Below are 25,782 nucleotides of genomic sequence, written 5' to 3'. Positions count from 1 at the left end.
AAGGAGAATGAATCATGTTTCGAAATGTAGCGGAATTAGTAGAATTAGCTGAATCAAAGCAGAAAAGAATTTCAACGCTGATGATAGAGCAGGAAATGGAAGTAACGGGAAAAAGCCGTGAAGAAATCATCCGCCAGATGGGAGTCAACCTGGATGTAATGGAACAGGCAGTTGAAAAAGGACTTCAAGGTGTACGGTCCGTTTCCGGCCTGACGGGTGGGGATGCAGTTCTACTTCAGAATTACATTAAATCCGGAAACTCCTTATCCGGTGAGCTGCTGTTGGATGCGGTAAGCAAAGCCGTGGCAACAAACGAAGTGAACGCAGCCATGGGAACGATTTGTGCGACACCGACTGCCGGATCTGCTGGTGTTGTGCCTGGAACGCTTTTTGCTTTGCAAAATAAATTAAAACCGTCTCGGGAACAAAAAATCGAGTTCCTTTTTACAGCAGGGGCTTTTGGTTTTGTTGTAGCGAATAATGCTTCGATCTCTGGAGCCGCAGGGGGCTGTCAGGCGGAGGTCGGTTCTGCCTCGGGCATGGCAGCGGCAGCTATCGTTGAAATGGCAGGAGGGACACCAGCACAAAGTGCAGAGGCGATGGCAATCACATTGAAGAACATGCTTGGTCTTGTATGTGACCCTGTTGCTGGGCTTGTGGAAGTGCCTTGTGTGAAGCGGAATGCCATGGGTGCAGCCAATGCAATGGTTGCCGCAGATATGGCGTTAGCGGGGATCACAAGCCGGATACCGTGTGATGAAGTAATTGATGCGATGTATAAAATCGGGCAAACGATGCCATCGGCACTTAGGGAAACTGCACAAGGAGGTTTAGCGGCTACACCGACTGGGCGGGAGTTGGAAGCGAAAATCTTTGGCTTGCCGCTGAATAAGAAGTGAAAGCAACTTTACAGGAACCCATAACAGCAGTAAAAGGAATTGGGGCCGAAACGGCGGCAGCGTTGGGGGAAATGGGGATCCATTCCGTCGCGGATCTCCTTGAGCATCTCCCATTTCGCTATGAAGATTACCGGTTGAGGGATTTGGAAACGGTCGAGCACGATGAGCGGGTTACCGTGGAGGGCAAGGTTCATACGGTGCCCACTTTAGGATACTTCGGAAAGAAAAAATCCAGGCTTACGATTAAAGTATTGACTGGGAGATATTTAATAAATGTCATTTTTTTTAACCAGCCATACCTGAAGCCCAAGCTTGCTATAGGTGAAACCGTAACGGTTACAGGGAAGTGGGATCGTCATCGCCAAACCATTACAGGGTCGGAATGCCACGTTGGTGATCGCAGCAGGGAGAAAGAATTCGAACCGGTGTACTCAGTGAAAGGCAGCATTACTGTCAAGGGTCTCCGACGCTTTATCTCCAATGCATTTTCTGAATATGGGGCAATGATAGAAGAGAATCTCCCCCCGCAATTACTGGCGGCATACAAACTGATGCCTCGTAACGATGCTCTTCGTACCATGCATTTCCCTCTATCGGCCAATGAGGTGAAAAAGGCTCGACGCCGATTTGTGTATGAAGAGTTTTTATTGTTTCAACTTAAAATGCAGGCAATTCGTAAAGTGCAGAGGGAGCAGTCAAAAGGGATAGGGCAGGAGTTTGATATGAAGCAGCTGGAAGCATTCATTGGAACTCTCCCTTTTCCTTTGACGAACGCTCAAAATAGGGTCGTCGAGGAAATAATGAACGACATGAAATCTCCTTACCGGATGAATCGTCTACTTCAAGGGGATGTCGGGTCTGGAAAAACGGTGGTTGCCGCCATATGCCTAAAGGCGACGATTACAGCAGGTTTCCAAGGTGCACTTATGGTCCCGACGGAAATCTTGGCTGAGCAGCATGCACAATCCCTGAAGGCAATGTTGGAACCGAGTGGAGTAAAGGTTGCATTGTTGACAAGTTCGGTAAAAGGCAAAAAACGCAAGGAACTATTGCAAATGCTGGAATCCGGGGAGCTAGATCTTTTGATAGGAACTCATGCATTGATACAGGATGAAGTGAATTTTCAAAACCTAGGTCTTGTCATAACGGATGAACAGCATCGTTTCGGAGTGGAACAGCGCCGCATCCTCCGTGAAAAAGGTACGAATCCAGATGTCCTTTTCATGACGGCTACACCAATTCCGCGAACGCTTGCAATTACAGTGTTTGGGGAAATGGACGTCTCCACGATCGATGAGATGCCTGCCGGGCGAAAAGCGATAGAAACCTATTGGGCGAAACACCAGATGCTTGATCGGATCTTAGCCTTTGTCGAAAAGGAACTAAAGAAAGGGAGACAGGCATACGTCATCTGTCCATTGATTGAAGAGTCGGAGAAACTCGATTCATTACAGAATGTTCTCGATGTTCATGCAATGCTGACACAATACTTTGCGAACAGGTACAAAGTAGGTCTTATGCATGGAAGGCTGCCCGCGGAAGAAAAAGACGAAGTGATGCAGCAGTTTAGTGCCAATGAAGCACAAATCCTTGTTTCCACGACGGTTGTCGAGGTTGGGGTGAATGTTCCAAATGCAACGGTAATGGTCATTTATGATGCGGAGCGCTTTGGGCTTTCACAGTTGCATCAGTTACGCGGAAGGGTCGGACGGGGGAGTGATCAGTCCTTTTGCATACTGCTGGCTGATCCGAAAACGGAAGTCGGGAAAGAACGGATGAAAATCATGACCGAGACAAACGATGGATTTGCCCTTTCCGAAAAAGATTTGGAACTTCGTGGCCCCGGGGACTTCTTCGGTAAAAAACAGAGCGGCCTTCCCGAGTTCAAGGTAGCAGACATGGTCCATGATTACAGGACCCTGGAAGTGGCAAGGATGGATGCAGCAAAATTGATTGCCTCCCAAAGCTTTTGGCATTCCCCGGAGTATGCTCCGCTTCGGAACTATCTAGAGGGGACGGGTGTATTCACGGGCGAAAAGCTGGACTGAACTGAATGAAAAACCAATAGCAGATTGTGAGATTTCACGCAATATCTTGCAATCTGTTTTTAAAATATATATACTACTATTAGTACCTAGTCATAATACTACGGATGGTGACCTTCAAATGCGAAGAAATAAGAAGGAACGCCAGCAGTTATTAATCGAAACGATTAAACAGAATCCTTTTGTAACGGATGAGGAGCTGGCTGAAAAATATTCGGTGAGCGTCCAGACCATTAGGCTTGACCGTCTTGAATTATCGATACCGGAACTGCGTGAGCGTATTAAAAGCGTGGCCGAGAAAAAATTCAGTGACGAGATCAGGGCATTGCCTTTGGATGAAATCATCGGGGAAGTAATTGACCTTAATTTAGATGATAATGCAATTTCGATTTTGGATATAAATAAAGAGCATGTCTTTAAGCGGAATGGAATTGCAAGGGGGCATCACCTTTTTGCCCAAGCGAATTCATTGGCTGTAGCAGTCATAAATGATGAACTGGCATTGACTGCAAAAGCATCCATTTTATTTACTCGTTCTGTAAAGGAAAATGAAAGAGTGGTAGCTAAAGCGAGGGTTAAAAGCGTGGATCACACCAACGATCGTTCCGTGGTGGAAGTCAGAAGCTACGTGGGTAATGAACTGGTTTTTAAAGGCGAGTTCGAAATGTATCGCTCTTAACTTTCTAGTAAAGGATGAAAGAAAATGAAGATTACGATAGATGCCATGGGTGGCGATAATGCTCCCGAGGCGCAGGTTTTGGGGGCGATGAAAGCTGTCGAGAATTTTTCCGATGTGGAAATCACCTTGATAGGCAATCAAGCTGAAATAAACCAATACTTAGCGAAACATGACCGTATAAGGGTTATACATACTGATGAAAAAATATTGAGTACCGACGAACCGGTTCGTGCGGTCCGGCGCAAGAAAAGCGCCTCGATGGTGTTGGCTGCACAGCACGTGGCTGACGGAGAAGCAGATGCATGCATTTCCTCAGGCAATACCGGGGCGCTAATGGCTGCGGGCTTGTTTGTGGTCGGAAGGATAGAAGGAATTGAACGTCCGGCATTGGCTCCCACCCTTCCGACAATCGATGGTAAAGGTTTTGTGCTACTGGATGTAGGTGCGAACTCCGATGCGAAACCGGAGCATCTCCTTCAATTCGCCATAATGGGGTCTGTTTATGCCCAAAAAGTGCGGGGAATCGAAAAGCCCCGTGTCGGATTACTTAATATTGGCACAGAAGAAAAAAAGGGGAATGATCTGACAAAGCATGCCTTTACATTACTGCAGCAATCATCGGAGATATCCTTTATAGGTAACGTAGAGGCAAGGGACCTCCTGAACGGGCCGGCAGATGTTGTCGTTACGGACGGCTTCACGGGAAATATGGTATTAAAGACGCTTGAAGGTACTGCTATGGGCGTATTCAAAATGGTGAAAACGGCCTTGATGAGCAATCTCAAGAGTAAGTTGGCTGCAGCAATGGTAAAACCTGAACTAAAAGGCATTAAAAATAAAATGGATTATTCGGAGTATGGCGGTGCGGGCCTATTCGGTTTGAAGGCCCCTGTCATTAAGGCTCATGGTTCTTCAGATGCGAATGCGGTCTATAATGCAATACGCCAGACTCGCAATATGGTTGGAAATGACGTCATATCGACAATTGCGGAGACGATAGAAAAACAATAATAAATCATAGAGGCAGGGGAGTAACAGATGGGTAAAATTGCTTTTGTCTTTCCAGGACAAGGTTCACAATCAATAGGAATGGGGCATGGCTTATTTCAGGAAAACGAGCGTGCTCAGAAAATTTTTCGAACAGCTGATGAAAAACTTGATTTTCCACTTTCCGAATTGATCTTTAATGGCACACAACAAGAATTAACGGTGACTTATAATGCACAGCCTGCTTTATTGACCACGAGTTATGCTTTCGTCAAGGAGTTGGAAGAAGCGGGAATCAAACCCGATTATACAGCCGGGCACAGTTTAGGTGAATATTCGGCATTAGTGGCATCTGGTGCAATTTCTTTTGAGGATGCTGTATATACAGTGCGTAAGCGTGGTGAATTCATGGAAGCTGCGGTACCGAATGGTCAAGGCTCAATGGCTGCGATTTTGGGAATGGACCGGGAAGCCCTATCTGAAGTCACTTCTGAAATTACGGCCACAGGGGAATCCGTTCAATTGGCCAATATTAACTGTCCAGGGCAAATCGTCATTTCAGGGACCTCGGAAGGGGTTAAACTTGCGAGTGCAAAAGCCAAGGAAAATGGCGCTAAACGGGCTCTTCCTCTTGAGGTTAGCGGACCGTTCCATTCGGAATTGATGAAACCGGCAGCAGAAAAATTACAGGGTGTCCTCGATGAAGTAAGCATCAAACAGGCAGAAATTCCTGTTATTTCAAACGTAACGGCTAAGCCCATTACAGCGCCTGCCGAAATAAAAGAAAAATTAATCGAACAACTGTATTCACCGGTCCTTTGGGAGGACAGTGTGAAAAATCTACTTGAATTGGGCGTGGATACGTTCATCGAGGTGGGCCCTGGGAAAGTATTGGGCGGATTGATAAAGAAAATTGATCGCTCCGTTCAAATTCATTCGGTATCCGATTTAGATACTCTAACTAAAACAATTGAAACATTGAAGGGGGTACAATCATGATCCTCGAAGGAAAAAAGGCACTTGTAACGGGAGCCTCACGAGGTATAGGCAAGGAAGTTGCATTGGAACTTGCCCGTCAGGGAGCAGATGTTGCCATCAACTATTCTGGCAGTGAAGCTAAAGCGAATGAAGTGGTTGAAGAAATCAAGGCATTGGGGCGTAATGCATTCACCATACAATGCGATGTTGCAAATAGTGAATCGGTGACAAGTATGATCAAAGAGGTCATCGAACAGTTTGGCAGAGTGGATATCCTGGTCAATAATGCTGGCATCACACGTGATAACCTATTGATGCGTATGAAAGAAGATGAATGGGATTCAGTGATCAATACGAATCTTAAAGGCGTGTTCCTATGCACCAAAGCGGTTACAAGGCAAATGATGAAACAGCGTAGCGGCAGGATCATCAATATGGCATCGATCGTCGGCGTCAGCGGAAATGCTGGGCAGGCTAATTATGTAGCGGCTAAAGCTGGTGTGATCGGTCTGACTAAAACCACGGCAAAGGAACTTGCTTCAAGAGGCATTACGGTCAATGCTATTGCCCCAGGTTTCATCTCAACGGATATGACGGGTGAATTGCCTGAGGACGTCCAAAAAGCCATGCTGGACCAAATTCCGCTTGCGCGGTTCGGTGACCCTAAAGATATTGCTGCAGTGGCGTCTTTCCTCGCTTCTGATGCCAGCAAATATATGACTGGGCAAACTCTTCATGTAGATGGCGGCATGGTCATGTAAGTTTTCTTTGATTTTTTTCGAAATTAATTTATAATGTTTTGAGGGGAGGTGAACACATTGGCAGATGTATTAGAAAGAGTAACTAAAATCGTTGTAGATCGTTTGAACGTAGAAGAATCAGAGGTAAAACTTGAAGCTTCTTTCAAAGAAGATCTTGGTGCCGATTCCCTTGATGTAGTTGAACTAGTCATGGAATTCGAAGACGAGTTTGATATGGAAATTTCGGACGATGACGCTGAAAAAATCGCCACAGTAGGTGATGCTGTGAATTACATACAAAGTACTATGTAATGAATTGTCATTTGACTAAAAGCTCCGTTTTTTAACGGGGCTTTCTCTTATTGCTTAAAGAAGTTTGTTGCATCGGCAGATAAGGAAATGAGCATGTACACGGTAAGTTCCGCTGCATGGCAGTGGCCTTTTGCCATTAGTTTTCTTTAAGGGGATAATAATGTATGATGGTACATAGGAAAGCTTGACAGGAGTTCCTGCCAGGTTTCTTTTTATATATATTGGAAAAATATGCTTTTTGAACCGTTGTGGAGGGTTTTGTGTGATGCGTAGGAACGGAAACAATCGTAAACCATCAATCAAGGATAATAATTTTAAACAGTTGCAAGAAAATCTGGGTTTTCATTTTAAAGATGAAAATCTATTAAAACAAGCTTTTACGCATTCATCTTATGTGAATGAGCATCGCCGTAAGCCTTATGAAGATAATGAAAGGCTTGAATTCTTAGGGGACGCTGTACTTGAATTGACCATCTCTAAATACTTATATCAAAAATATCCGATGATGAGCGAAGGTGAACTTACCAAACTAAGGGCAGCCATTGTTTGTGAGCCTTCACTAGTTGCTTTTGCCAACAGCCTTTCTTACGGGGAATATGTATTACTCGGAAAAGGTGAAGAAATGACAGGTGGAAGAGAACGTCCTGCCATGCTTGCGGATGTATTCGAAGCCTACATTGGTGCTTTGTACCTTGATCAAGGATTAGAGCCGGTTGTACAGTTTTTGACGAATGTCGTGTTTCCGAAGATAGACGAGGGTGCTTTTTCTCATGTGATGGATTATAAGAGCCAGCTTCAGGAGCTGATCCAGCGGGATGCCATCGGTGTCCTGCAATATAAAATCTTGCAGGAAAAAGGACCGGCTCATAATCGGGAGTTTGTTTCGACCGTCTCCCTAAATGGGGAAGAGCTGGGCACTGGAATAGGAAAGTCCAAAAAAGAAGCGGAGCAGCATGCTGCCGAGCATGCATTGATCGTTTTAAAAGATAAAAAATCAACAAGATAGTTGAACAGTAGAGGGGGAAAGGTCATGTTCCTCAAACGTTTGGACGTTGTAGGATTTAAATCTTTCGCAGAGAAAATTTCGATTGATTTTGTACCTGGTGTCACGGCAGTGGTTGGACCAAACGGAAGCGGTAAAAGTAATGTGACCGATGCAGTCCGTTGGGTACTTGGAGAGCAGTCTGCGAAATCACTGCGTGGAGCAAAAATGGAAGATATCATCTTTTCGGGAAGTGACACGAGGAAGGCGTTGAATTTTGCGGAAGTATCATTGACCCTTGATAACGAGACCAATTCCCTACCGATCGACTTTCATGAAGTCAGTGTGACAAGACGTGTATATCGATCGGGAGAAAGTGAATTTTTCATTAATAATCAAGGTTGCCGTCTGAAAGACATCATAGACCTTTTCATGGATTCTGGTCTTGGGCGAGAAGCCTTTTCCATCATCAGCCAAGGGAAAGTGGAAGAAATCCTAAGCAGTAAGGCTGAAGAAAGACGAGTGATCTTTGAAGAGGCAGCCGGTGTCCTTAAGTATAAAACTAGAAAACGAAAAGCGGAATCGAAGCTGACGGAAACACAGGATAACTTAAACCGTGTCCATGATATCCTCCATGAATTGGAGGGACAGGTGGAGCCGTTAAAAATTCAGTCTTCCCTCGCCAAGGAATTTTTGGCGAAGAAAGAAGAGCTTGAGCAAATAGAAGTGGCTTTAACCGTTTTTGAAATAGAAGAGCTTTATGAGAAATGGAAACAACTTTCTCAAGAACTTGAAAAACATAATGAAATGGAACAGCAAATGGCAGGACAGCTTCATGACAGGGAAGTGCATCTCAAAAAACTAAGGGATAGTCTTGCTGCGCTTGAGACATCGATCAATGGACTTCAGGAAATTCTCCTGAATGCCAGCGAAGAACTTGAAAAGCTTGAAGGCCGTAAAGAGGTTTTGAAAGAACGGAAAAAAAATGCTGCCCAAAACAAGTCACAGCTAGAAAAAGCGATTGTGGAAGGTGAGGCTGCCGTCGAGCGGTTGTCTTTGCAAAAGGAAAGAGAAACGGAAATCCTGAATGCACTGAACATGGAAGTGAAAGGGATTTCTGAAACCTTACATGAAAAACAAAAAAGCCTAGGCCTATTCAATAGTGATATTGAAGCGATGATCGAAGCGAAAAAGAGTGACTATATCGAGTGGTTGAACAAGCAGGCATCGGCTAAAAACGAAAAACAATACCTGCTCCAGCAATTAACGCAGCAGGAACATAAAAATGCTAAACTGGATATGGAAAATGAAAAGTTCTTAACCGAAAGAATGGAAATTGCTGCTAAAAAAATGGAATATTCACAGCTGATGGAAAATATGACCAAGCAGCTTGAAGAGCATGTCACTTATTTCCGAAATCAGCAGAATAAATTGAATGCTGCAAAAGATACGTATCAAAAACAAGAAACCACCCTTTATAAGGCCTATCAATTCCTTCAACAGGCAAAATCTCGTAAGGAACTTCTTGAAGAAATGGAAGATGATTATGCAGGCTTTTTTCAAGGGGTAAAAGAGGTTTTGAAAGCGAAAGAAACCCTTCGAGGCATTGAAGGGGCAGTTGCGGAATTGATAAAGGTTCCAAAGGAATATGAAACGGCTATCGAAACGGCTTTGGGCGGAGCGATGCAGCATGTTGTCGTGGAACGCGAAGAGCATGCACGGGAAGCCATTTCCTTCTTGAAGAAAAATAGGTATGGGCGTGCGACGTTCTTGCCATTATCAGTCATAAAGGCAAGAGAGATATCAGCTAACCAACTATCGATGCTGAAGAGTCATCCAGCTTTTGTGGGGACGGGTTCCTCATTGATCCAATATGATGATAGGCATGCAGCGATTGCTGAAAACCTATTAGGAACCGTGATGATCACCACCGATTTAAAAGGTGCAAATGACCTGGCCAAAATGATGCAGCACCGTTTCCGCTTCGTAACACTTGAAGGAGATATCGTCAATCCAGGTGGTTCAATGACTGGTGGAGCCTTAAAGCAAAAAACGACCTCCCTGCTTTCAAGGAAAACGGAATTGGAAGAGCTCCATCAAAAACTTGCTGCAATGGAAGCTAAAACAAATCAGCTAGAAAAGCAAGTCAAACAGCTCAAAGTGGATCTGGGTGTTCAAGAGCAAACGCTTGAACAAACCAGAAAAACAGGAGAGAGACTTCGATTACAAGAACAAACCCTTAAGGGCGAACTCCGTGAAGTGGAGCTGCAGGAAAGAAATGTGAATGAACGGCTGCATCTTTATGATTTGGATAAAAATTCATATTTGGAAGAACAACAGCAAAAAACTGCAAGACTTGAAGAGCTGGAAGAACTTTTGGAATCGTGTAAAACTGAGATTGAAGGGCTGGACCGGTTGATTTCAGAAATGACCGAACAAAAGCAATCTCAACAATCCTCAAAAGAGAGCCTTGCTGAAGAAACGAATGAACTGAGGGTAATGCTTGCCTCTAAGCGCGGCCAGCTGCAAAACCAAAAAGAGAAGATGGAACGCATTGAATCGGATCTTTCAAAGGAATCAAGCAGGCTTGCCGAAAACAAAGATGATTTAGGGCTCCTGACCAATGAAATGACAGACAGTTCAAGCGGGGAAGAGTCCCTGGAAGATATGGCTCAGCAGAAATTGCTCGATAAAAATGGGGCAATTGAAGAAATCGCCATGAAAAAACAGGAAAAAGACGAGCTTCTAACGCAAGTTGAAACTCTTGAATTGTCCTTGAAAGAGGAAAATAGGCTTTATAGAGGCATTGTCGAAGTGATAAAGGATGAAGAAGTGAAATTAACTCGTCTGGATGTCGAACTGGAAAATCGCCTTGCCCACTTGAGAGAAGAATATACCCTTTCCTTTGAGGGGGCTAAAGAACAGTATCCATTGATGATGCCTGCAGAAGAAGCTCAAAAAAGTGTCAAGCTGATCAAGCTTGCAATCGAGGAACTGGGGACGGTGAATCTAGGTGCAATTGATGAATACGCACGAGTAGCTGAACGCTATGAATTCCTTCTTAGTCAAAAGGAAGACCTTCAACAGGCGAAAGATACATTATTCCAAGTCATCGATGAAATGGATGATGAAATGAAGCGGCGCTTTGCGGATACCTTCTATTCAATCCGTGAAGAGTTCGAACAAGTCTTCAAAGCCTTATTCGGCGGAGGCAGAGCGGAGCTGAAGCTGACAAATCCGGATGATTTACTAAATACAGGAGTAGATATCATTGCACAACCTCCCGGAAAAAAACTGCAAAATTTGAGCCTCTTATCCGGGGGAGAACGAGCATTGACAGCCATAGCCCTTTTATTCTCCATTCTAAAAGTGCGTCCTGTGCCTTTCTGTATCCTTGATGAGGTCGAGGCAGCGCTTGATGAGGCGAATGTCGTCCGGTTCAGTCAATTTTTAAGGAAGTTCAGCAGGGAAACGCAGTTCATCGTGATCACTCACCGCAAAGGCACGATGGAAGAGGCGGATGTCCTATATGGCATTACGATGCAGGAGTCAGGTGTCTCCAAACTTGTTTCCGTCCGGATGGAAGAATCAGAAAACTTTATTGAAGTTTAAAATTCATGAATTAGAGGAAGTGGGACAATGAGTTTTTTCAAAAAGCTAAAAGAGAAATTTACGACCCAGGAAGAAAAAGAAAAATCAGTTGAAGCAGAAATATCCATAGGGGAAAAATTCAAACAAGGTTTGACAAAGACGAGGAATTCCTTTACGGGAAGGGTTAATGAACTTGTTGCCCGTTACCGGAAAGTGGATGAGGACTTTTTTGAAGAACTTGAAGAAATCCTGATACAGGCTGATGTAGGCTTTGATACTGTGATGGAACTGATTGATCAATTAAAAATGGAAGTCAAGCTTCGCAATATCTCTGATACGAGGGAAGTGCAGTCCGTTATTTCCGAAAAGCTTGTTGAAATCTACCAAGGTGATGGTGAAGCGACTTCAAGCCTGAATATACAAGAAGAAGGTTTGACGGTCATTTTGTTTGTAGGGGTTAATGGGGTAGGTAAAACGACAACCATTGGTAAACTTGCCCATAAATTCAAAACAGAAGGTAAATCTGTCGTATTGGCTGCCGGTGATACCTTCCGTGCCGGTGCGATTGAACAGCTTGAGGTTTGGGGAGAGCGTGTCGGTGTCAGTGTAATCAAACAGGGTGAAGGCTCTGACCCTGCAGCGGTCATGTTCGACGCCATTCAGGCCGCCAAGGCACGAAAAGCGGATATACTTATCTGCGACACGGCCGGCCGCTTACAGAATAAAGTGAATTTAATGAAGGAATTGGAAAAGGTGAAACGTGTAATCGAACGTGAAGTACTAGGTGCACCACATGAGGTGTTGCTTGCCCTTGATGCTACAACTGGGCAAAATGCCCTTATTCAGGCCAAGACATTCAAGGAAGCGACCAATGTTTCCGGTATTGTTTTAACAAAGCTTGATGGCACTGCAAAAGGTGGGATTGTTTTGGCAATTCGCAATGAATTGGCCATTCCCGTTAAATTTGTCGGGCTAGGTGAAAAAATGGATGATTTACAGGAATTCGATGCTGAGAAATATGTTTACGGCCTTTTTGCTGATATCATCGATAAAGAAGAGGTTTAGAAAAAATGCAAGCCGGAAGAGATAATTCTCTTCTGGTTTTTTGTTCACAGTGGTTATTTGGAGGAACAATTGCAGAAAGGTCCAAAAAAGAGGATGAAAAAAGAAAAAAATAATGCTTTGCAAACATGTGGTAAGGAGTTTAACTTGACATCAAATAAACAAGGCTTTACAATATAAACTTGTAAAGGGTTTTCACTTAACAGCAGGGAGGCTTGCTAAGATGCTTGAAAAGACAACGCGGATTAATTATTTGTATGACTTTTACCAATCGTTGTTAACAGAGAAGCAGCAGAGCTACATGTCCCTCTACTATCTGGATGATTACTCTCTTGGCGAGATTGCCGAAGAATACGAAGTCAGTAGGCAGGCAGTCTATGATAATATAAAAAGAACGGAAGCGATGCTTGAGGAATATGAAGCAAAGCTTTTGTTATTTCAAAAATTTCAAGAGCGTAACCAGTGGATTGCGAATATGAAGGGACTCATAGAAAAGGATTCCTTTTCAAAAGAGGAGCTGCTTGAAGCAATCACAACGCTTGAGAAGTTGGATTAGGAGGCGGCAATATGGCATTTGAAGGATTGGCCGACCGACTGCAGAGCACGATGCAAAAAATCCGCGGAAAAGGGAAGGTCAACGAAGCGGACGTAAAAGAAATGATGCGTGAAGTTCGATTGGCCCTGCTTGAAGCGGATGTTAACTTTAAAGTCGTGAAGGATTTTGTAAAACGTGTCAGTGAACGTTCGGTAGGTCAGGAAGTGCTGAAAAGCTTAACCCCCGGTCAACAGGTAATTAAAGTAGTTAAGGAAGAATTGACGGAGCTGATGGGCGGCGAACAAAGCAAGATTGCCGTTGCCTCGAAACCACCGACTGTCATTATGATGGTAGGGCTTCAGGGTGCTGGTAAAACGACGACCACCGGAAAGCTTGCCAATCTTCTTAGAAAAAAATACAACCGCAAGCCATTGCTCGTTGCGGCTGATATTTACCGTCCGGCGGCGATTAAGCAGCTTGAAACACTTGGCAAACAATTAAGCATGCCTGTTTTCTCCCTTGGGGACCAGGTCAGCCCTGTTGAAATTGCCAAACAGGCAATTGAAAAAGCAAAAGAAGAACATCATGATTATGTGTTGATTGATACCGCAGGCCGCCTACATGTTGATGAAAACTTGATGGGTGAACTGAAGGATATCAAAGAGTTGACAAAACCTGATGAAATCTTCCTGGTTGTCGATGCGATGACAGGTCAGGATGCGGTCAATGTAGCCCAAAGCTTCAATGAACAGCTAGGCCTGACAGGAGTCGTCTTAACGAAACTTGATGGGGATACACGTGGCGGTGCGGCACTTTCCATTCGTTCAGTCACCGACACGCCGATTAAATTCGTCGGTATGGGGGAAAAGTTGGATGCACTTGAAGCTTTCCATCCAGAACGGATGGCGTCAAGGATTCTCGGCATGGGTGATGTATTGACCCTTATCGAAAAAGCACAGGCCAATGTAGATGAAGAAAAAGCGAAAGAATTAGAGAAAAAGATGCGTACAGCCACTTTTACCTTTGATGATTTCCTTGATCAGCTTGGTCAGGTGCGGAATATGGGACCGCTTGATGATATTCTGAAAATGATTCCCGGTGCGAATAAAATGAAAGGGATGGACAACCTTCAAATCGATGAGAAACAGATCGGTCATGTGGAAGCTATCATCCGTTCAATGACTACGCATGAGAAGGAACATCCGGAATCCATGAATGCATCCCGCAAGAAACGGATTGCCAAGGGAAGCGGCAGATCGATTCAAGAAGTGAACCGTCTACTGAAACAATTCGAAGAAATGAAAAAGATGATGAAACAGGTTACGAACATGCAAAAAGGAAAGAAAAAGGGATTCAAATTCCCGTTCATGTAAGGTTTATTTCAGGTCGAAACTGAAGTGAAATACGGGTCGAAACCATGTATTTCAACACTTTTTTTACCTGTTAAGAAAAAAACCTTTACAAACATGCAAGACATTTGATATTATACTATCTTGTGTGAAACTATTCGGAGGTGCTTATTTAAAATGGCAGTAAAAATTCGCTTAAAACGTATGGGAGCTAAAAAATCTCCTTTCTATCGTATTGTAGTTGCAGATTCCCGTTCACCACGTGACGGACGTTACATTGAAGTAGTAGGAACTTATAACCCGGTGACTCAACCAGCTAAAGTTGAAATCAACGAAGAGCTTGCTCTTAAATGGTTACAAGATGGAGCTAAACCATCTGATACAGTTCGTAACTTATTCTCTACACAAGGCATCATGGAAAAATTCCATGTTGCAAAAAACAGCAAGTAATCGACGGTAGTTGATGAAAGCACTCATTGAAACGATTGTTTCAGCACTTGTGGATTATCCGGAAGAGGTCATCGTGACCTCCAAGGAAGAATCCGACCGTATTGTTTATATCCTCTCCGTTCATAAAGAGGACATGGGCAAGGTGATCGGTAAACAAGGGCGTGTTGCTAAGGCGATTCGGACTGTGGTATATGCAGCAGGATCTTCACAGCAGAAGAAAATCTATTTGGAGATTTCCGAATAAGGAGGGTTAATACCCCTCCTTTTTTTGTACTTCAAGAAAGTGAAATTCCGACTTGGATCCTAATCGAATAGACCAGGACTTTAAACTTTACGCCTTTTTAAGACGCATCTTTTACCGATTTACGTTATACTTAAGAGAATGACCCCCATTTCAAAAAGATTACCCCATCATACATATTTTTTGAAGGAAATAAGAAATCATAGATAATAGGAGGTGCTGGAATGAAAATTCTCCAAAATGTAATCGTTAACCAAGTATTAACGGAATCCAGCAAGAATCAGCTCCTCGAGAAATACAAGTCAAAACGCCTTCAGCTTCAAAAAGAGAGTGAACAGCTTCGCTTTGAACTGAAAAAACTTGAAAAAACAAGAACTCTCCAACCTGCTAGTCTCCGTGCTCATTTTGAAAAAGAAATAAACCAGAGGCAAGAAAAAATTAAACTGCTTGAATTTCAAATGGAGCAGTTGGAGATCCTTCCCGCAGGAAGCGAATTGAAGGAACGGGAAGTTCAAAGTATCATTGATGTGGAAATTGGGGCAGATTGGGACGAAATTATGGCAACGAAGACCATTGTCATTAAAGATGGAATCGTCTCGGAAATTCGTTAGAGGTGAAAGAATGGAAAAATGGTTTAATGTAGGTAAAATTGTTAATACACATGGTCTTTTAGGAGAAGTCCGTGTTATTTCTTCAACAGACTTTCCAGAAAAACGGTACAAAGTGGGAAATATTCTGTATTTGTTTAGGGACACGGAGAAAAAACCTTTGCCGCTTGTCATCAGGTCGCATCGCACCCATAAAAACTTTAACCTATTGACGTTCGAGAATTATTATAACGTCGGGCAGGTCGAGGCTTTTAAAAACGGGGTCCTGAAAGTCAAGGAAGCACAGCTTGGCAAATTGGACGAAGGTGAGTTCTACTTCCATGAAATCATCGGCTGTTCGGTATTTACGGATGAAGGCATGGAAGTTGGGGAAATCATTGAGGTTCTTACGCCTGGTGCCAATGATGTTTGGGTCATTAAGAAAGCTGGCAGTAAGGACATCCTGATCCCGTATATTGAACAAATTGTAAAAGAAGTGGATATTTCCGCTAAAAAGGTCATCATTACACCGATGGAAGGACTTTTGGACTGATGAAAATAGATGTGCTTTCGCTTTTTCCAGAAATGTTCGAAGGGGTATTTGGTTCGTCAATTTTAAAAAAGGCCGCGGAAAAGCAGGCTGTCAGCTTTAAGGTGACCAATTTTCGAGATTATGCAGATAATAAACATTCGACGGTAGACGATTATCCGTATGGCGGCGGTGCCGGAATGGTATTGAAGGCACAGCCAATCTTTGATGCTGTGGAAGCTCTGAAAGGGCAAGGTGAGCTAACCCCAAGGGTAGTCCTGCTTTGTCCCCAGGGAGAGCGTTACACGCAGAAAAAAGCCGAAGAGCTTGCCGAAGAGGAACATCTCATTTTCATTTGCGGGCATTATGAAGGATATGATGAGCGCATCCGGGAGCATGTCGTCACTGATGAAATATCGATTGGAGACTTTGTGCTTACAGGCGGGGAATTGGGTGCGATGGTCATTATTGACAGCGTTGTGCGTTTGCTGCCTGGCGTTCTGGGAAATGTTGACTCCCCGATTCTTGATTCCTATTCTTCTGGTTTGTTAGAGCATCCCCATTATACTAGACCCGCAGATTTCCGGGGGATGAAGGTTCCCGATCCGTTAATATCCGGGAATCATAAAAAAATCGATGAATGGCGGATGAAGGAATCTCTGCGCAGAACTTGGATTCGACGTCCGGATTTGCTCGATAGTTATGAACTATCGGAAGTTGAAAAAAAATTATTATCCGAGATTAAAAAAGAAGACTGATGTCTATTGCATCGACGTTTAGAGTATGATAGGATATAACTTGTGACTTGGGCAAAATGCTCAGTCTTATAACGATGTTCCGCTGCAAACAATATGTATTTGCAAGAGCGTCCAGGAGGAGTTGAAATCGATGCAAAATCTTATTAACGAAATCACAAAAGAACAACTTCGCTCAGATCTTCCATCATTCAGACCTGGTGACACAGTACGTGTACACGTAAAGGTTATTGAAGGAACTCGCGAACGTATCCAGTTGTTTGAAGGCGTTGTAATCAAACGTCGTGGCGGCGGAGTTAGTGAAACTTTCACAGTACGTAAGATTTCTTACGGCGTTGGAGTAGAACGTGCTTTCCCTGTTCACACACCAAAAATTGCGAAACTAGAAGTTATCCGTCACGGTAAAGTACGTCGTGCGAAACTTTATTACCTACGCGAACTTCGTGGTAAAAAAGCACGTATTAAAGAAATTCGTCGTTAATCCTTCGAATATCTTCATGCGGGTTTACCATGATCCACATAAGGTGAATAACCAAACAGTATCATGCAAAAAAAGGGAGCTTGTTTATCAGGCTCCCTTTTTGCACTTTAAGAAACGATGAATACACAAACGGTGAAAACTATAGAGAATCCTGCTCGCTATAGCGTCCGCAACATGTTAAAATAATTGTTGATATGCTTCAAAAAGGGTGGGTAAGGATGGCGAAAAAGAAAAATGAATTGTGGGAATGGACGAAGGCGGTCATAATCGCAGTTATAGCGGCGACGCTGATTCGTTATTTCCTCCTGGCACCTATTGTTGTGGACGGTAATTCCATGATGCCGACATTAAAGGATACGGACCGCATGATCGTTAATAAAATCTCCTATTCGATCGGCGAACCGAAAAGATTCGATATTATCGTTTTCGAAGCTCCAGAAGGTAAAGATTACATAAAGAGGGTCATCGGATTGCCAGGGGAAAAAGTGGAATATAGAGATGATACTCTATACGTGAATGGAAAAGCTTATGATGAGCCATACTTGGATGAATATAAAGAACAATTGATTGATGGCGGGGATTTGACGGAATCTTTTACATTAAGTGATGTCATAGAACAAGGAACGGTACCTGAAGACACCCTTTTTGTCCTAGGGGATAATCGCCGTTTTAGTAAGGATAGCCGCCATATTGGCGTAGGTGTCGTTCCTTACGATAAAGTGTTAGGAAAAACTAAATTAGTTTATTGGCCGATTGAAGACTTTCGATTGGCGGAATAGTAGGAAGGTGGATTCCATTGACAATACAGTGGTTCCCTGGCCATATGGCCAAAGCAAGACGGGAAGTAACAGAGAAATTAAAACTGATCGACATCATCTTTGAACTTGTGGATGCCCGGATTCCGGCATCTTCACGAAATCCGATGATCGATGAAATCATTCAGCATAAACCGCGGGTTATCCTTTTGAATAAAGCGGATATGGCCGATCCGGTAAAAACCAATATGTGGCTTGAGCATTATAAATCGCAGGGGAAAACGGCGATTGCCATTAATTCGCAGGCAGGAAACGGTTTAAACCAGATTACGGCTGCTGCCAAAAAACTTTTAAAAGAGAAGTATGAGCGGATGGAATCTAGAGGAATAAAGCCGAGAGCGATCCGTGCCATGATAGTCGGCATTCCGAACGTTGGGAAATCGACACTAATCAATCGACTTGCCAAAAAGAACATTGCCAAAACAGGGAATACTCCTGGCGTCACGAAAGCGCAGCAATGGATAAAAGTTGGTAAGGAACTGGAATTGCTGGATACGCCGGGGATTCTCTGGCCGAAATTCGAGGATCAAGAAGTTGGTTTGAAGCTTGCATTGACAGGGGCGATCAAGGATACGATTTTAAACTTGCACGAAGTCTCTTTATACGGTCTTCGCTTTTTGGAAAAAGAATATCCGGATCGAATGAAATCCCGTTATAACCTGGATGTAATTCCGCAGGAAACGCTCGAATTGTTCGATGCGGTCGGAAAGTTCAGGGGCTGTTTGGCATCTGGGGGCTTCATCGATTATGATAAAACCGCGGAGTTGGTCGTACGTGAAATCCGTTCAGAAAAGATGGGCCCGCTTACGTTCGAGGTCCCATTGGATTATGAAGAGGTTGATATTCCCGATTAACTTGAAGTGATACGGAGCTGGAGCTGGATGTCGAAAAGGTATTTCTTTTTGATGTCTCTTTTCCGCTCCGTATTTTTGTCTGAACTGAAGAAAGGAAGCAAGACTGCCGATAATTAATATGATGGGTGATAAAAGATGATAACTGCAATGAGCATTAAGGAAATCTCCTCAAAATTAATGACAATAAGAGAACCCGAAGATCCTTTTTTACAAGAATGCCGGGAGGATGGAAGAAAGGGAGTAACCGACTTAGCAGGCAAATGGCAAAGAACCTATGAAAAAGAACAAAAGGTAAGGGATGCTTTCACGGAAATGACAGAGTTTGAACGGCAATTGCGAAAACAGGGGTTTTCCATTTTGGCTGGTATCGATGAAGTAGGAAGAGGACCGCTTGCAGGACCAGTTGTGACGAGTGCAGTCATCTTGCCTGAATCTTTTTATTTGCCAGGTCTTAATGATTCTAAAAAAATTCCAGAGTCAAAAAGGGAACGGTTTTATGAGATGATTTTTAAGGAAGCACTATCCATAGGTGTGGGTGTTGTACATAGCGAAGTTATTGATGAAATCAATATATATCAAGCCACGAAAAAGGCAATGGTGGCCGCAGTGAACGATTTGTCAGAACTTCCTGATCATTTGTTGATCGATGCGATGGAACTGGATGTGCCGATTCCGCAGCTTTCACTCATAAAGGGGGACGCACGAAGCGTTAGCATCTCTGCGGCCTCCATAATAGCGAAAGTGACCCGTGATAGGATGATGAAGGAATATGGTGAAAAATATCCGGAATATGGTTTCGAAAAGCACATGGGATACGGGACGAGCCAACATTTAGAAGCACTCCGCACGCACGGGCTTACACCTTGGCATAGAAGAAGTTTTGCACCAGTTAAGGAAATCGCTGCAAGAACGAAGAGCTAAGGGGGGATGAGGGTGCAATCCATAACAAGCGGGCAACCCGTTTCTTCACCCATTGAAGTAAAAGGATCTGTGAGTTTGAAAAATGGACAAATCCTTATCGGGAAGGTGAATAAGGTTTTTCCTGACCAAACGGCCGAAGTACAGATTGGCCATCAAAAAATGATTGCCAATCTCGAAATCCCGCTACGGGCAGGAGAAAGGTACTGGTTTCAAGTGAAGCACCCAATAGAGGGGAGGATCGTGTTAAAAGCTTTAGATTCCCCCGATATGAGTGTTTCCGGCTTAAAGGGAAAGGCTGCACAATTGATCGCTCATCTTGACATGACGCCTGAACCGGCCGCTTCGAAGCTTGCCGAATACCTCTTGGCAAATAGGCCTCCGATAACAAAGGAAACCTTTCAGTCCGCTTTACAATGGTTAAAAGCTGCTGATGCTGCAGAAGCTGGTCTGCCTGTAATAAAATCGATGTACATTCAGCAACTGCCATTTGTAAAAGATGTATTTGATGCATTATTTACGCAGTCCAAAGGTGAACCTTTCCACAAACTACTCAGTGCCTTCAAGCAACAGCTGCAAGATCTCGGAGCAGTAACGAGGACTGCCGTCAAGCTTAGGGATGTATTGGACTCTTTACATGTTGTTAAACAGAACCAGCTTCAACAAAATGGTTTGCAAAACCTAGTGACCACTTGGCTGAATCCCGATTCAACGCCAGAAATGAAATCTGGTGCATTTTCCCTGCTTCAAAAGACGGGTTTAATTCCAAAGGGAATTACAGAAGCTGTCTTTCTGGAAAACTTAATGGATGGAGCTGAGGCAAGGTCCGGTATGGCCAAGAATTCAGTGATTGATAAATTACACCAAGGATTACAGTTGCTTTCCGGGACAAAAAGCGGTGCATTTGCAAAAGTTGAAGAGGCCGAAACGACCATTGATCGCATATTTACCGGTCATGATCATAAGGGGGCAAACCTGCCAGCCGATCTTCACTCGATCCAGAGAAAAAACATTTCTGCAGAAAAACTTTCCCCTCTTGTCTTTCATTTACTACAGAGTGCTTTTACCGAAGCAACAGCTAAAAAGGCAATTGGCGGAAAAATAGAAGTGAATGACCTTATAGGCTACTTGAATACGGATACAGAGCAAATAGAGGAGTCGAAGGGTAAGGTGGCTGAATTACTGTTTCAGTCGCTTAATAAGCTTTCTAAGGCCAAATACGTTAGGAATAATGAGAGGCTTGTCCTTTCACATGTACTGGAAGCTGAGTTTCAAACAATCGATTTCACCAGCGGGCCTTCCGTTGCAAACCAACTAAAAGAAATGACCAAGGTCCTTGGCCTTCAGCTGGAACATGCACTCCTTAATCTTTCTGGAGATGATACGAAGGAGATCCCGAATGATTTAGAGACACTTAAACCGCTGCTGCTTAAATTGCTGAATGAGCAAATTCCGGCATCTATCAAGGAGATGGCAGAACAAATCCTGAATCGGATTACTGCGCAACAGATCCTTTCACAGGAAAATGGGCCGATCCAGAATTTGCTCCTGACACTTCCACTCAATTTGGGATCGATTCAAACTGACCTAACTTTACAATGGAGCGGAAGGAAAACAAAAGATGGCAAAATAGACCCGGATTACTGCAGAGTCCTATTTTATTTAGAATTGGAACGTCTTAAAGAAACGGTCATCGACATGCAGGTTCAAAACCGTATCATAAAAGTGACGGTCATCAATGGGCATGGTGCGGCCCTTGAAGAGGAAGCCGATCAATATCTTGACATCCTAAGAGAGAATCTCGGAAAAATGGATTACAGATTATCAGGGGTTTCATTTGTAAAACCCGTGAATGAAAAAGAGCGGGACCTAGAGGTGAAACCGATTCCTTTTTCGGAAGCCGGTTCATATAGCGGATTGGATATTCGAATATGATAAATGATCAACGAAAAGAAGCCATTGCCTTAAAGTATGATCAAAGAAGGTCCAAAGCGCCCGTCATATTGGCGAAGGGGAAAGGTAAAACTGCTGAAAATATTCTGAAAACGGCCATGGAACTGAATATACCGGTCCAGAGGGACGAATCGCTTGCTGCACTTTTAGGTCAATTGGATATAAATCAAACGATTCCGGAAGAATTATATGGAGCAGTTGCAGAGGTATTTGCATTCATTTATAAAGTTGACAAGGACATGAATCGGTAGGATCCTAGTTATCTGTGATTTCACCAAATGGAGTTATGTTGGTTTATGTAGAATATTAGGGAAATCACTATTGTATTTTCATTATATTAAAAAAATACTAAACTATTTACAAAAGGACAAGGCAATGGCTTTGTCCTTTTGCTTTTATTTAGGGTCAGGCAAGGATAACCGTGGATTCTCATGAAAAGAACTCTGATTCAATATGTTGAAAAGGCTTTCATAGTAGCATTTTCTCTAGATTTTAACTGTAACGACAATAGAATTTAAGAGCAAAAATAAATGATTTTAACAAGAAAAAATCTACGGAAAAGAAGGTTTTTTCCATTTTACAAAGAGGAATAGAAGTATATCATAATAATATTTTAAAAATTTCGAGAAAGAAAATTATGCACGAAGGAGAATTTTGTTGTAATATGGTAGAGAAAACACGCATTAAATTTCGAGGTTGTTTTTTAGTAGATAAGGAGGATGGGAAATGAATATCCATGAGTATCAGGGGAAAGAGATATTGCGACAATACGGGGTATCCGTTCCAAATGGCCGGGTTGCATTTACTGTTGATGAAGCAGTGGAAGCAGCGAAGGAGTTAGGTACGGAAGTTGTTGTCGTAAAAGCTCAAATTCATGCGGGCGGCCGCGGGAAAGCCGGCGGAGTCAAGGTAGCGAAGAATCTTGATGAAGCTCGTACATATGCAGAAGAGATTCTTGGCAAAACGTTGGTGACCCATCAAACAGGACCTGCAGGCAAGGAAGTTAAGCGTTTACTTATAGAAGAGGGCTGCGACATAACGAAAGAGTATTATATCGGGCTGGTCCTTGACCGTGCTACGAATAGTGTCGTGTTGATGGCTTCTGAAGAAGGCGGAACGGAAATTGAGGAAGTGGCCGAAAAGACGCCAGAGAAAATTTTCAAAGAAGTAATCGATCCGGTTGTCGGCCTGACTGGCTTCCAAGCACGGAGGATTGCATTCAATATAAATATTCCGGCCTCACTTATAAATAAAGCTTCCAAGCTGATGGTTAACTTATATACTGCTTTCGTTGAAAAAGATTGCTCAATCGCAGAAATCAACCCATTAGTGGTTACGGGCGACGGAAATGTAATGGCACTTGATGCTAAATTGAATTTTGATGATAATGCGATTTACCGCCAAAAGGACATCGCGGAATTCCGTGATTTGGATGAAGAGGATGCAAAAGAGATTGAAGCATCAAAGCATGGCCTTAGTTACATATCGCTTGACGGAAATATCGGATGCATGGTTAATGGTGCCGGGCTTGCTATGGCTACGATGGACATCATTAAACACTATATGGGAGATCCGGCTAACTTCCTGGACGTTGGTGGCGGCGCCACTGAGGAAAAAGTGAAAGAGGCTTTCAAAATCATCCTTTCCGATAAAAATGTTAAAGGCATCTTCGTTAATATCTTCGGAGGAATCATGAAATGTGACATCATCGCAACAGGCGTCGTGGCTGCTGCTAAAGAGCTTGGCTTGGATGTCCCTCTTGTTGTTCGTCTTGAAGGAACGAATGTGGACCTTGGCAAAAAGATTCTAAAAGAGTCAGGTTTAAATATTACGGCTGCTGAATCAATGGCTGATGGAGCACAAAAAATAGTATCACTTGTAGGATAATAGGCAGGGGGGAACATAATGAGCGTTTATATTAATAAAGATACGAAAGTGATCGTTCAGGGAATCACTGGTGCAACAGCATTATTTCATACAAAACAAATGTTGGAATACGGCACGAAAATCGTTGGAGGAGTCACTCCGGGTAAAGGTGGAACAGAAGCGGAAGGGGTACCTGTATTCAATACAGTTTCCGAAGCTGTCACCGAAACCGGTGCGAATGCTTCCGTTATCTATGTACCGGCGCCATTTGCTGCCGATGCAATTCTGGAAGCTGTAGACGCAGAACTTGACCTTGTCATTTGTATCACGGAACATATTCCTGTCCTGGATATGGTCAAGGTTAAGCGGTACATGGAAGGCAAAAAAACTCGCTTGATCGGACCGAACTGCCCAGGTGTCATTACTCCTGAAGAGTGTAAGATTGGTATCATGCCAGGATATATACACAAAAAAGGCCATGTAGGTGTAGTTTCACGTTCAGGAACTTTAACGTACGAAGCCGTTCACCAATTATCGCAAGCAGGCATCGGTCAATCTTCGGCTGTCGGTATCGGTGGGGATCCAGTTAATGGAACGGATTTCATTGACGTATTGAAGGCATTCAATGAAGATCCGGAAACACATGCTGTGATCATGATCGGGGAAATCGGCGGAACGGCAGAAGAAGAAGCAGCAATCTGGGTGAAGGAAAATATGACTAAGCCAGTTGTTGGTTTCATTGGTGGCCGTACGGCTCCTGCCGGTAAACGCATGGGACATGCCGGAGCCATTATCTCAGGAGGAAAAGGAACAGCTGACGAGAAAATCCGCGTTATGAACGAATGTGGAATTAAAGTTGCCGAAACTCCATCCGTAATGGGTGAAACATTGATTTCCGTCTTGAAAGAAAAAGAGATTTACGAACCTTGTAAAACACATTAATTTAAGCTGGGCCGACCTTTTTTTGGGGTCGGTCTTATTTTCCTCCATTTTCCTCGGGAGATACCGAGTACATCACCATCAACCTACCTTTAAAAATATCCGGTTAGGGGCGTTTCAAATTGAATAAAAAACAAAAGTTAATCCATCTCCATCATTGCCGCGGGGCAGGATGGAAATCAATCCAAACAATCATGTCAAAAGACCCGTCATTATCTTCCCTATTCACGACGGGTTACGTTGAATGGGCAAAAATGCTCCCTATCCCTTCAAATAAGCTCAACCTCTTTCTCAAAGATTTACATTCACTCAATACCATCGATAAACTTAAAAATTACGAAGATAGCAAAATCCATTGTTTGACGATCTTCGATGATGAATATCCTTTTTTGCTGAAGCAAATATTCGATCCTCCGTGGGTTCTTTATTATAAAGGTGATAAGAAGCTTTTAACAAGGAAGAATACGCTAGGTGTTGTTGGAACACGTAAGCCAACCTCGTATGGTCTGGAGGCCTTAAAATCGATTCTATTACCGCTAGTAAAGAAAAAGTTCGTGATCATAAGCGGGGTGGCGGCTGGAATCGATGCAGAGTCACATAAGATCACATTAAGGGAAGGCGGAGATACGATTGGGGTTTTAGGAGGAGGGCTTATGCAAATATATCCGAAATCCAATGTTACCCTTGCTGAAGAAATCGTCAATAAAGGCCTGCTTATATCTGAGACTCCACCGGAAGTGAAGGCGGAACCTTGGATGTTTCCGCTTAGGAATCGAATCATCAGTGGATTATCACAGGGAGTATTCGTGGTCGAGGCAAAAGAAAGGAGCGGTTCCCTCATTACGGCACAATCTGCTTTGGAACATGGCAGGGAGGTGTTTGCACTTCCTGGAAATGTTACAAGCCTTGAATCACTGGGGACCAATCAATTGATTTCCGATGGTGCCAAACTTGTTTTGAGTTCCAGGCAGATCGAGGAAGAGTTTTGAACAATATAATATAGAAGATAGACGGAGAATCATACAGGAGAATAGAAAAAAAGTGCTTTTTTAGATGGATGGGTTGAATTATTAGACAAAAAGGTTGAAAATATTGTAAAACTGTTATAAGTTTTGCAAATGGCACCTCTTGTCAAAATACCTATTAATAAATGAATCAGCATGCTTTGAAAAGTAAAGAGGTGTTGACAAATGATTTTTGAATGATTAATAATAGTGAAGATTTATATTACCTCT

General features: G+C 43.3%; 26 protein-coding genes. All 26 read left to right on the top strand.

Going from position 1 to position 25,782, the window contains the following annotated elements; genetic code table 11:
* Nucleotides 1–14: 14 nt before the first annotated feature.
* The 26 genes from sdaAA to dprA all read left to right on the top strand — a co-directional run bounded on the left by sdaAA (nt 15) and on the right by dprA (nt 25,536).
* A complete protein-coding gene (gene sdaAA, locus ACFRAK_RS05460) occupies nt 15–899 on the top strand; it encodes an L-serine ammonia-lyase, iron-sulfur-dependent, subunit alpha (RefSeq protein WP_387599824.1) in 885 nt (294 codons plus the stop codon).
* A complete protein-coding gene (gene recG / locus ACFRAK_RS05455; RefSeq protein ID WP_387599827.1) occupies nt 896–2,947 on the top strand; it encodes an ATP-dependent DNA helicase RecG in 2,052 nt (683 codons plus the stop codon). The genes sdaAA and recG overlap by 4 nt, the downstream gene beginning before the upstream one ends.
* A 118-nt stretch (nt 2,948–3,065) precedes the next feature.
* Nucleotides 3,066–3,623 (top strand): transcription factor FapR, encoded by a 558-nt coding sequence (fapR, locus tag ACFRAK_RS05450; RefSeq protein ID WP_098371041.1) that lies wholly within the window; start codon nt 3,066–3,068, stop codon nt 3,621–3,623.
* A gap of 24 nt (nt 3,624–3,647) precedes the next feature.
* On the top strand, nt 3,648–4,634 hold the full coding sequence (gene plsX, locus ACFRAK_RS05445) for a phosphate acyltransferase PlsX (RefSeq protein WP_387599831.1): 987 nt from the start codon (nt 3,648–3,650) through the stop codon (nt 4,632–4,634).
* 27 nt (nt 4,635–4,661) lie between these two features.
* Nucleotides 4,662–5,609 (top strand): ACP S-malonyltransferase, encoded by a 948-nt coding sequence (gene fabD, locus ACFRAK_RS05440; RefSeq protein WP_387599834.1) that lies wholly within the window; start codon nt 4,662–4,664, stop codon nt 5,607–5,609.
* Nucleotides 5,606–6,349 (top strand): 3-oxoacyl-[acyl-carrier-protein] reductase, encoded by a 744-nt coding sequence (fabG, locus tag ACFRAK_RS05435; RefSeq protein WP_387599837.1) that lies wholly within the window; start codon nt 5,606–5,608, stop codon nt 6,347–6,349. The genes fabD and fabG overlap by 4 nt, the downstream gene beginning before the upstream one ends.
* A gap of 57 nt (nt 6,350–6,406) precedes the next feature.
* A complete protein-coding gene (locus ACFRAK_RS05430) occupies nt 6,407–6,640 on the top strand; it encodes an acyl carrier protein (RefSeq protein ID WP_034313729.1) in 234 nt (77 codons plus the stop codon).
* 265 nt (nt 6,641–6,905) lie between these two features.
* A complete protein-coding gene (gene rnc, locus ACFRAK_RS05425) occupies nt 6,906–7,646 on the top strand; it encodes a ribonuclease III (RefSeq protein WP_192208199.1) in 741 nt (246 codons plus the stop codon).
* A gap of 24 nt (nt 7,647–7,670) precedes the next feature.
* A complete protein-coding gene (smc, locus tag ACFRAK_RS05420) occupies nt 7,671–11,234 on the top strand; it encodes a chromosome segregation protein SMC (protein WP_394571400.1) in 3,564 nt (1,187 codons plus the stop codon).
* Nucleotides 11,235–11,261: 27 nt separating this feature from the next.
* A complete protein-coding gene (ftsY, locus tag ACFRAK_RS05415; protein ID WP_394571399.1) occupies nt 11,262–12,278 on the top strand; it encodes a signal recognition particle-docking protein FtsY in 1,017 nt (338 codons plus the stop codon).
* A gap of 220 nt (nt 12,279–12,498) precedes the next feature.
* Nucleotides 12,499–12,831, top strand: a complete 333-nt coding sequence (locus tag ACFRAK_RS05410) for a putative DNA-binding protein (RefSeq protein ID WP_192204006.1) — start codon at nt 12,499–12,501, stop codon at nt 12,829–12,831.
* Between the two features lie 11 nt (nt 12,832–12,842).
* Nucleotides 12,843–14,183, top strand: a complete 1,341-nt coding sequence (gene ffh, locus ACFRAK_RS05405; RefSeq protein WP_192204007.1) for a signal recognition particle protein — start codon at nt 12,843–12,845, stop codon at nt 14,181–14,183.
* Between the two features lie 153 nt (nt 14,184–14,336).
* Nucleotides 14,337–14,609 (top strand): 30S ribosomal protein S16, encoded by a 273-nt coding sequence (gene rpsP, locus ACFRAK_RS05400; protein WP_034313715.1) that lies wholly within the window; start codon nt 14,337–14,339, stop codon nt 14,607–14,609.
* Nucleotides 14,610–14,622: 13 nt separating this feature from the next.
* Entirely contained in the window at nt 14,623–14,853 is a 231-nt protein-coding gene (locus tag ACFRAK_RS05395) for a KH domain-containing protein (RefSeq protein ID WP_048684915.1), read from the top strand.
* A gap of 221 nt (nt 14,854–15,074) precedes the next feature.
* Nucleotides 15,075–15,461: a YlqD family protein gene (locus tag ACFRAK_RS05390; protein ID WP_034313711.1), complete on the top strand. Its 387-nt coding sequence runs from the start codon at nt 15,075–15,077 to the stop codon at nt 15,459–15,461.
* 10 nt (nt 15,462–15,471) lie between these two features.
* Nucleotides 15,472–15,990 (top strand): ribosome maturation factor RimM, encoded by a 519-nt coding sequence (rimM, locus tag ACFRAK_RS05385; protein ID WP_394571398.1) that lies wholly within the window; start codon nt 15,472–15,474, stop codon nt 15,988–15,990.
* Entirely contained in the window at nt 15,990–16,724 is a 735-nt protein-coding gene (trmD, locus tag ACFRAK_RS05380; RefSeq protein WP_387599846.1) for a tRNA (guanosine(37)-N1)-methyltransferase TrmD, read from the top strand. The genes rimM and trmD overlap by 1 nt, the downstream gene beginning before the upstream one ends.
* A gap of 130 nt (nt 16,725–16,854) precedes the next feature.
* Nucleotides 16,855–17,202: a 50S ribosomal protein L19 gene (rplS, locus tag ACFRAK_RS05375; protein ID WP_034313702.1), complete on the top strand. Its 348-nt coding sequence runs from the start codon at nt 16,855–16,857 to the stop codon at nt 17,200–17,202.
* Between the two features lie 218 nt (nt 17,203–17,420).
* Nucleotides 17,421–17,981: a signal peptidase I gene (gene lepB / locus ACFRAK_RS05370; protein ID WP_260284235.1), complete on the top strand. Its 561-nt coding sequence runs from the start codon at nt 17,421–17,423 to the stop codon at nt 17,979–17,981.
* 17 nt (nt 17,982–17,998) lie between these two features.
* Nucleotides 17,999–18,871, top strand: a complete 873-nt coding sequence (gene ylqF, locus ACFRAK_RS05365) for a ribosome biogenesis GTPase YlqF (protein WP_076366559.1) — start codon at nt 17,999–18,001, stop codon at nt 18,869–18,871.
* 138 nt (nt 18,872–19,009) lie between these two features.
* Nucleotides 19,010–19,792 carry a ribonuclease HII gene (locus tag ACFRAK_RS05360; RefSeq protein WP_394571445.1) on the top strand — a complete coding sequence of 261 codons (783 nt, stop codon included), beginning with the start codon at nt 19,010–19,012 and terminating at the stop codon, nt 19,790–19,792.
* 12 nt (nt 19,793–19,804) lie between these two features.
* Entirely contained in the window at nt 19,805–21,724 is a 1,920-nt protein-coding gene (locus tag ACFRAK_RS05355; RefSeq protein WP_394571396.1) for a hypothetical protein, read from the top strand.
* A complete protein-coding gene (locus ACFRAK_RS05350) occupies nt 21,721–21,993 on the top strand; it encodes an EscU/YscU/HrcU family type III secretion system export apparatus switch protein (protein WP_387599854.1) in 273 nt (90 codons plus the stop codon). The genes ACFRAK_RS05355 and ACFRAK_RS05350 overlap by 4 nt, the downstream gene beginning before the upstream one ends.
* 475 nt (nt 21,994–22,468) lie before the next feature.
* The gene (gene sucC / locus ACFRAK_RS05345; protein ID WP_076366553.1) at nt 22,469–23,629 is read left to right on the top strand and encodes an ADP-forming succinate--CoA ligase subunit beta; all 1,161 of its coding nucleotides are present in this window, start codon (nt 22,469–22,471) and stop codon (nt 23,627–23,629) included.
* A gap of 18 nt (nt 23,630–23,647) precedes the next feature.
* Nucleotides 23,648–24,550: a succinate--CoA ligase subunit alpha gene (sucD, locus tag ACFRAK_RS05340; protein ID WP_192204013.1), complete on the top strand. Its 903-nt coding sequence runs from the start codon at nt 23,648–23,650 to the stop codon at nt 24,548–24,550.
* A gap of 119 nt (nt 24,551–24,669) precedes the next feature.
* Entirely contained in the window at nt 24,670–25,536 is an 867-nt protein-coding gene (dprA, locus tag ACFRAK_RS05335) for a DNA-processing protein DprA (protein ID WP_394571395.1), read from the top strand.
* The last annotated feature ends 246 nt before the right edge of the window (nt 25,537–25,782 follow it).

The organism is Peribacillus sp. NPDC056705, from assembly GCF_043656335.1.
This window is presented reverse-complemented; position numbering and strand designations above follow the sequence as displayed.